Annotated in this window: 7 protein-coding genes; 4 read left to right on the top strand and 3 right to left on the bottom strand. The window is 64.7% G+C overall.

What is annotated here, in order from left to right:
• Positions 1–301, top strand: a 301-nt coding sequence (locus EN884_RS21280) for a TOBE domain-containing protein (RefSeq protein WP_128360722.1), incomplete at its 5' end; no start/stop codon positions are given.
• A 36-nt stretch (positions 302–337) separates the two neighbouring features.
• Here the strand turns inward: EN884_RS21280 and EN884_RS21275 are convergent.
• The 3 genes from EN884_RS21275 to EN884_RS21265 all read right to left on the bottom strand — a co-directional run bounded on the left by EN884_RS21275 (position 338) and on the right by EN884_RS21265 (position 4,179).
• Positions 338–1,420, bottom strand: coding sequence for an ABC transporter ATP-binding protein (locus tag EN884_RS21275; protein WP_013529417.1), 1,083 nt, complete (start codon positions 1,418–1,420; stop codon positions 338–340).
• Positions 1,417–2,997, bottom strand: a complete 1,581-nt coding sequence (locus EN884_RS21270; protein ID WP_063170345.1) for an iron ABC transporter permease — start codon at positions 2,995–2,997, stop codon at positions 1,417–1,419. Before EN884_RS21270 ends, EN884_RS21275 begins: the two co-directional genes overlap by 4 nt.
• Positions 2,998–3,171: 174 nt before the next feature.
• Entirely contained in the window at positions 3,172–4,179 is a 1,008-nt protein-coding gene (locus EN884_RS21265; RefSeq protein WP_013529419.1) for an iron ABC transporter substrate-binding protein, read from the bottom strand.
• Positions 4,180–4,440: 261 nt separating this feature from the next.
• Between EN884_RS21265 and EN884_RS21260 the strand changes: the two genes are divergently transcribed.
• The 3 genes from EN884_RS21260 to EN884_RS21250 all read left to right on the top strand — a co-directional run.
• A complete protein-coding gene (locus EN884_RS21260) occupies positions 4,441–4,992 on the top strand; it encodes a sigma-70 family RNA polymerase sigma factor (RefSeq protein ID WP_013529420.1) in 552 nt (183 codons plus the stop codon).
• 1 nt (position 4,993) lies between these two features.
• Positions 4,994–5,632, top strand: a complete 639-nt coding sequence (locus tag EN884_RS21255) for an NrsF family protein (protein ID WP_013529421.1) — start codon at positions 4,994–4,996, stop codon at positions 5,630–5,632.
• A 134-nt stretch (positions 5,633–5,766) separates the two neighbouring features.
• A partial coding sequence (locus EN884_RS21250) for a PAS domain S-box protein (protein WP_128360721.1) occupies positions 5,767–6,309 on the top strand: 543 nt, incomplete at its 3' end.

Below are 6,309 nucleotides of genomic sequence, written 5' to 3'. Positions count from 1 at the left end.
GGCTGATGGCAAGACGATTGAATTTGCGCCTGCGAACGCCGTCACGCTCGGCTTCCGCCCCGAGGATGCCGACGTCACCTTCGGGTCCGAGGCACCGTCCGGCGCGCTCATCCTGCCGGCGCTGGTCGAGGCAGTCGAACCGGTAGGCGCCGAAAGTTTCCTTCACTGCGCTGCAGGTGGCAGCAGGATCGTCGTGCGGGTCGCGGGTCGCGCCACCGCCACGGTTGGCAACCAATTGCGCGTGGTTGCCAAGGCAGAAAAGCTGCACTGGTTCGATCAGGCCGGAAAGCGCGTCGGCTAATCAGAAAGATATGCCTACGCTCCACCCACGCGGCGTTCAGGCGAAGACATGCGCCTTTCCCGATACAGTCAGCCGGACGATCTCGCCGACCGCCGGCGCGTCCATGCCCGGTTTGCGCAGGACCAGCGGCGTGTTGCCGATCGCTGCCGCATCGGGCGGATCGGCATTGTTCAAGAGCCGCACCGCGACCGTGCACATCGAGCCGGCGAATTCGGATTCCGTCACCTCGCCGAACAGCATGTCCGAGGTGCCGGACATACCCTCGCGCGACGTTCTCTTCAGCGCGATCTGCTCCGGGCGAAGCATGATGCGGGCGATATCGCGGCTGTCATGGGTGTCGACCGCGATGCGGCCGAGCGGCGAGTTGGCGAAGCCATTTGATATCTTGGCCGGCAGGATGATGGCGTCGCCGAGGAATTCGGCGATCATCCTGTCCTTCGGCTTGAGATAGAGCTCGCGCGGCGTGCCGATTTGCGAGAACTTGCCGTCGCGCATCACCGCGACCTGGCTGGCGAAGGACAGCGCTTCGGCCTGGTCGTGCGTCACCAGGATGGTGGTGATGCCGGCGGCCTCCAGAAGTTCGGCCACCGCCTTGCGCATCGAGGCGCGCAGGCCGGTATCGAGCGCCGAGAACGGCTCGTCGAGAAGCATCAGCCTGGGCTTCATCGCCATGGCCCGGGCCAGCGCCACACGCTGCTGCTGGCCGCCGGAAAGCTCGTGCGGGCGGCGTTTGAGGATCGCCTTGTCGAGCCCGACGATATAGGCGAGCTCGACGATGCGCTCAGCGCGCTTGTCCTCGCCGCGGCCCATGCCGAAACCGATATTGTCGCCAATGGTCAGATGCGGAAACAGGGCACCATCCTGCGCCACCACACCGATGCCTCGGCGATATGCCGGCACCGCAGCGCCGCCGTTGGCCAATATGGCACCGTCGAGCGTGATGTGGCCCTGGTCCGGAGCCTCGAAGCCGGCAATCAGCCGCAGCAGGGTCGTCTTGCCGCAACCGGAAGGACCGACGATCGCCGTGCGGCTGCCGCTGGCGACGCTGAGGTCGACGCCGGCAAGGGCCGCCACCGGGCCGTATTGCTTGTGCAGGCCGCTGATTTCGAGAAAGCTCATCGTCCGGCCATCCGTTTCGACTGGACATAGAGCAGCCAGGTCAAGGGCAGCGACATCACCACCATGATGAAGGCGTAGGGTGCCGCCGAGGCATAATCAATCTCGCCACTGTAGGACCAGAAAGCCATCGCCAGCGTGCGGGTGCCGTTCGGTGCCAGCATCTGGGTGGCGGTCAGTTCGTTCATGATGCCGAGCGCCACCAGGGCCATGCCGGCCGCGGCACCCGGCGCCGACAGGCGGATCGTCGTCGACCACAGCGCCTGCAGCGGCGGCCGGCCGAGGCTGGAAGCGGCGCGTTCGAGTTCGACCGGCGCCTGCGCGATCGATGCCCGCAGGCTGACCAGCGCGCGCGGCAGGAACATCAGCGCATAGGCAACCAGGATGGTGAACAAGGTCTGGTAGAGCGGCAGCGCGATGCGTACGGTGATGGTGACCAGCGCCAGTGCGATGACGACCCCGGGCAGCGAGCCGACGATGTAGTTGCAGCCCTCCAGAAGACGCTGCAATGGCCCCGGCGCGCGGATCGAGATCCAGGCCATCGGCATGGCGGCGACGGTGGCGAGCAACGCGCCGGCGAGCGCCAGGAACAGCGTCTGGCCAAGCGCCAGGCCGATCTCGTCCAAGCGCCAGACAGCGGCGCCGCCGGCGGCAAGCCAGCCGCCAATGGTGACGAACGGCACGCCGAGCGCCAAAAGCGTGATGACGACAAGCAAGAGCAGGCTAGGCAGGGTGGCGCGTCCGAGGCTTGTGCGTTGCTGATGGCGCGCCGCGCCGGAGCCGACACGGGCATAGCGCTCCTCGCCGCGCACCAGCACTTCGAGGCCGAGCAGCACGAAGCAGCAGCTGACCAGCACGCCGGCCAGCATGTTGGCGGCCGGTCCATTGAAGGTCGACTGGAACTGGTCGACGATCGCCGTGGTGAAGGTGTCGAAGCGGATGAAGACATAGAGGCCGTACTCGGCCAGCAGATGCAGGCCGACCAGCAGCGAGCCGCCGCAGATGGCGAGCCGCAATTGCGGCAGCACGACCCGCCAGAACACGCGCCGGGGCCCCAGGCCGAGTGCGGCGGCGGCGTCTTCCAGGGCGGGATCGAGACGGCGCAACGCCGCCGACACCGGCAGATACAGGAACGGGAAATAGGCGATCACGGAAACCAGCACGCCGGCCCACAGGCCGTGCAGTCCCGGCACCATGGTGACCCAGGCATAGCTGTGCACAAAAGCCGGGATGGCGAGCGGCGCCACGCACAGCCAGGCCCAGAGCCGGGCGCCCGGCAGGTCGCTGCGCTCGGTCAACCAGGCCAGCGAAACCGACAGCACGATGGTGATCGGCACCGAGAGCGCGACCAGCAGGACAGTGTTGACCAGAAGCTCGCCGACACGCGGCCGGAAGACCAGTGCCGAGACTGTTTCCCAGCCGGTCTGCACCGCGATCCAGATGATGAAGGCAAGCGGCACCAGCGCCAGCAGCGCAACGAAGATGGCGGCGAGGACCAGCCAAAGCGGTGCGCGTCGCCGAGCCCTTCGGCCTGTGCCCGAAGGCAGGCCCGAATGCGCGAGATCGACCGCGGACTGCATCAGGTCAGACGCCGTGCCGTTGCCGTCCAGCGGCAGCAATTGAAAGACCGCGATCGCGGTCGGGAACACAGCGTGTCGTCATCGACGAATGCCATCTCGAAAAACAAAATCACTCCCGCGGAAGGCGAATTCCCGCGGGAGCGTGGTCGGGTGTCCTTTTAGGACGAATGGCAACTAAAGCAAGCCGGCTGCCGTCATCAGATCGGTGACCTTCTTGGAGTTCAGCGTCGTGGCATCGACCTTCGGCGCCTGCAGATCGGCGAGCGGCACCAGCTTCGGGTTGGAGTCCGCACCCTTGCCGACCGCGTACTCGAAGGAATCGCCGGTTTTCAGCACGTCCTGACCGCCTTTGCCTGTCAGCCATTTCAGGAACGCCTGGGCTTCCTTCGGATGCTTGCTCGAAGCCAGCACACCGCCGCCGGAGATCGAGACGAAGGCGCCCGGATCCTGGTTCTTGAAATAGTGCAGCGCGACATTCTTGCTGTTTTCGCCGGTCTTGGCCTGATCGCCGAAATAGTAATAGTGATAGATCACGCCGCCTTCGATCTCGCCGGCATTGACCGCCTTCATCACCGTGCTGTTGCCCTTGTAGGCGGTGAAATTGGTTTTCATCGCCTTCAGCCAGTCGGCGGTAGCGGCTTCACCTTTGAGCTGGAGCAGGGCGCTGACGATGGCCTGGAAATCGGCGCCCGAGGGGGAGGCGGCCCAACGGCCTTTCCAGCTCGGATCGGCGAGGTCCAGCATCGACTTGGGCAACTGGTCGGCAGTCAGCTTGGTCTTGTTATAGGCAAAGACCGTGCTGCGCGCGGCAACGCCGACCCATTTGCCGCTGGCCGGCTGATAGTCCTGGGGAACCTGCGCCAGCGTGTCCGCGTCGACCGGCGCGAACAGGCCGGCGCTTTCGACCAGCGCCATGGCCGGTGAGTTTTCGGTCAGGAAGACGTCTGCGGGCGAAGCAGCGCCCTCGGCGACGATCTGGTTGGAGAAATCGCTGTCGCCGCCATTGCGCACGGTGACCTTGATGCCTGTTTCCTTGGTGAAGCCTTCGGCCCACGCCTTGGTCAGGCTTTCGTGCTGGGCGTTGTAGACAATGATGCCATCCTCTTCCGCCTTTGCCGGACCGGCGATGAGGCTGATTGCCAGCGCGGCGGCGCCGGCGAGGGTGGAAAGAGCGTATTTCATGGCATTGTCCTCGATTTCGGGGGTCCTGGGTCTGTCACGGCTGCACCTATCCATACATGACAGCTATAGTCAACATTGTTGATGTGCTTCAATCGGTCGCTGACGTGCAAAGGTCGGTGCCGAACGGACAATTCCGCGTGATGCTCACGGTTCGGCGGTGCCGCAAACTTTCGTGATTTGCCGACAGTTTGGCTTGGACATTATTTCGCCGGCCACGTAACAAATCAGCGCCGAGACGCGAAAATCGGGGAGTGAACTCTTGTGAGCGGCAAGGACGAGGCCGAACTTTCCCGGCTGATGCGGGCCGCGATCGCGGGAGATGAAAGGGCTTACGCCGACTTTCTGCACCGGATTGCCGCGCTGGTTCGCGGTTTTGCCAGGCGCAAGATCGTGCAGGGCGGGGTCGATCCCGAGGATGTCGTGCAGGAAACCTTGCTGGCCATTCATGTGAAACGGCATACCTGGCGTCAGGATGCGCCGGTGTTGCCGTGGGTCTATGCGATTGCCCGCTTCAAGCTGATCGATGCGTTCAGGCGGCGCGGACGGCGCATCGAGATCGACGTCGACGATATCGCCGAGACGTTCGCCGAGCCGGAAACCGAGACCGTCAGCGAGCGCGACATCAACCGTGCATTGGACGGTCTGTCGCCGGCTCAGCGCTCCGTGGTCTCGGCCGTGTCGGTGGAAGGGCGGTCCATCGGCGAGACGGCGGCAAAGTTCGGCATCAGTGAGACGGCGGTGCGGGTGTCGCTGCATCGCGGACTTGCCGCGATAGCCAAGCGATTCGGGCAGGGGCGGTTCGGGCGGGAATGACATGAGAACGGACGATCTCATCAAGGCGCTGGACGCCGATGCAACCAGCAAGGCGATGCCGCTGCAATCGGCCTGGTGGCTGGCCGCCGGTGCGGCAGCGGTGATCGCGGCCGTCGTTTTCCTGCTGACCATCGGCCCACGCCCGGATTTCATGGCGGCCGCGCACACGATGCGCTTCCTTTCCAAATTCGTTTTCACCATCGTGCTTGCCGTCAGCGCCTTCGCCCTGATCCGCGCCTTGTCGACACCGGGTGCGTCGACGGGCCGGGCGATGGTTGGGATGGCTGCGGCGCCAGTGCTGGTAGCCGTGGCGGTGGTTCTGGAGCTTTTCATGGTGCCGGAGGCGCTGTGGGGAACCAAAATGGTCGGCTCCAACATGATGATCTGCATGGCTTTCATCCCGCTGATCGGCCTCGGTCCGCTTGCCATCTTCCTGTGGATGCTGCGCTACGGGGCGCCGACACGGCCGGTGCTTGCCGGTGCGGTGGCAGGCCTGCTCGCCGGCGGGCTGGCGGCAACCTTCTATGCCGCCCACTGCTTCGACGATTCGCCGCTTTTCGTCGCCACCTGGTACACGATAGCCATTGCAGCGCTCGCATTGCTTGGCGCGCTCGGCGGACGGTTTTTCGTGCGCTGGTAGCGTTGCGCCACGCTCGCCCGCTCGCGCATACCGATCCTTAATCATGCCGGCAATTGTTTGCCGGTTAGCGATGGCACCGGAATGCCTGACGCAACCTTTCCTTAAAATCGATCCGCCAAGGTTGAGGCGAGAACATGCGTTTGCGCACGGGGGTGGCACGTATCGTGATGCGGCGAGGATTGACCAGCCGAGAATCTCTTGGGCGTGCAGGGCTGGCGTTGCTCGTCGCCGGCCTGGGCGTGCTGGCGGCCTCGATCCTGCTGTCGCGCCTGGACCTGGGCACCGAAGCCTTGAAACTCTGCCTGCAGATCGCGATGGCAGTGGCGGCGGGCGCGCTGTTCCTCGCCGCCCTGTCCACCCGCAGGATCAGCATGGATCGCCAACAGATCGCCGAGAGCGAGCTGCGCTTCCGCCGCGCCATGGAGGATTCAGCGATCGGTATCGTCGTTGTCGGTCTCGATGGGCGCATCCGCCAGACCAATCCGGCCTTCGCGGCCATGCTTGGCTACACAAGCGAAGAGATCGAGACGCTGACTTTCTTCCAGATCACGCATCCCGACGACCAGCAGATCGGGCGGGAGACGATGGACGATCTGAAGGCGGGCACGGTCAATTCCTTCCATTTCGAGAAGCGCTATCTCCGCAAGGACGGAACGCCCGTCTGGGCCCATCTTGCC

The organism is Mesorhizobium sp. M7A.F.Ca.AU.001.01.1.1, from assembly GCF_004022735.1.
Classification (GTDB): domain Bacteria; phylum Pseudomonadota; class Alphaproteobacteria; order Rhizobiales; family Rhizobiaceae; genus Mesorhizobium; species Mesorhizobium ciceri.
Note: the sequence above shows the minus strand (reverse complement) of the source record. Positions and strands in the feature narration are given on the sequence as shown.

What these genes read in the sequence shown, in the direction of transcription:
- EN884_RS21275 (WP_013529417.1), bottom strand. Translation starts at nt 1,420, where the DNA reads ATGAGCTTTCTCGAAATCAGCGGCCTGCACAAGCAATACGGCCCGGTG.
- EN884_RS21270 (WP_063170345.1), bottom strand. Translation starts at nt 2,997, where the DNA reads ATGCAGTCCGCGGTCGATCTCGCGCATTCGGGCCTGCCTTCGGGCACA.
- EN884_RS21265 (WP_013529419.1), bottom strand. Translation starts at nt 4,179, where the DNA reads ATGAAATACGCTCTTTCCACCCTCGCCGGCGCCGCCGCGCTGGCAATC.
- EN884_RS21255 (WP_013529421.1), top strand. Translation starts at nt 4,994, where the DNA reads ATGAGAACGGACGATCTCATCAAGGCGCTGGACGCCGATGCAACCAGC.